Origin of the sequence: Synechocystis sp. LEGE 06083 (genome assembly GCF_015207725.1) — a bacterium.
Lineage (GTDB): Bacteria > Cyanobacteriota > Cyanobacteriia > Cyanobacteriales > Microcystaceae > Synechocystis > Synechocystis salina.
The window spans coordinates 1-1,229 of sequence record NZ_JADEWJ010000457.1 but is presented as its reverse complement, the minus strand read 5'-3'; the positions used below and the strand labels follow the sequence as shown (position 1 = coordinate 1,229).

The window sequence follows — 1,229 nt, the reverse complement described above, 5'->3', positions numbered from 1 at the left end:
AAGCTTTTTGGAAGGCTTGCGATTATCCTGATCAAAATTCCAGCGGCCCCCCACGGGTTGATCGTCTGCCATTAAAATTTGCCAACGTTTGCGCCCTGCACGGTAAAAATCCTCTAGCAATAGGCGCTTACGATCGCCAGCCCAGGCAGCAAAATCTTCCTTGGGCCAGAGAAAATGATTGTTGGGCAATAGGGTCAGTTCACAGGGCAGACTAAGAGACCGTAACCAGGCTTCAAAGGGGCGATCGCCGGGGGTCATGACTTGGAGATGGCTAATGCCCTGGATTTTGAGCCAATGGTATAAGGGAGTGAGGAAGTCTTCGGCGATTTCATAAGTAACCGACCAGCCCTCGGCCCTCAATTCCTCTGCGAAGTGCCGCATGGCGGACCAAACCAACACTAATTTTTGGCGATGGTAGGGCCGTTGGCGGGCAAATTCTGCCGATTCAATCAAGAGAACGGGGACTTGTGAGCGATTATCTTGATAGCTTTTTAAGGCCGCTTGCCCCAACCAAAGTTGATCTCCCAATACCCAAATGCCAATGGTCATAGCAGTAATTTTGTGTGAGGAACGGGTAAAGTCGCTGTTATCCACGGCCGGCGATCGCCAATAGCAAAAGGCCTAGTTGAAAATCCACCAGCCCTGGTCAAAGCAGGTTATGAGTAGGGAAACCGACAATAATAATTAGGGTAAATCAAGAAAAATGTCTCAAGAATTAGACTTTCGGGACAACCTTTCATAGACCGTAGCTAAACCCCGAGCATTGCCGACGTTACCGGGAAATAACACCACCGGCAAAAGGGGAAAACGGGGATGATCCTGTGCGGTCCGAACCAAAGAACAACCAGGGATAATTTGCCCCAACAGGCGCACAGAAGTTAACTGTAGTCCCACACTGAGTACATCATTGGAAGTGATACCTCCTTTGCTGATCAAAAAGCCGATGTCCTGGGGTAATTGTTGAACAATTTTCATTAACAGTTGGGACAGGGTAACGCCAAAGTCTAACCGTGCCTGCACCGAAGCAAAACTTAATTCCCCCCGACTGGTGTAAATTACCGGTGTTTTTCCCCCAGCCCGAATTTCGTTCACCGTCGTTAAAGCGTTGGCAATGATTTCGGCTTCACTGTCGGGATGATCCCGCAACTGTTGCACTGGAATTTCAATGCCCTGCACCGTTTCGTCCTTGAGCAATGTCATCAACTGTTCCGTGGTTTTTTGCACATGGG

Annotated in this window: 2 protein-coding genes; both read right to left on the bottom strand. The window is 49.1% G+C overall.

Translation table 11 applies throughout. From position 1 onward, the window contains the following. A partial coding sequence (locus IQ219_RS19720; RefSeq protein WP_368667641.1) for a cryptochrome/photolyase family protein occupies positions 1-594 on the bottom strand: 594 nt, incomplete at its 3' end. Positions 595-708: 114 nt separating this feature from the next. Continuing rightward, a partial coding sequence (locus IQ219_RS19715; protein ID WP_194073751.1) for a four-carbon acid sugar kinase family protein occupies positions 709-1,229 on the bottom strand: 521 nt, incomplete at its 5' end.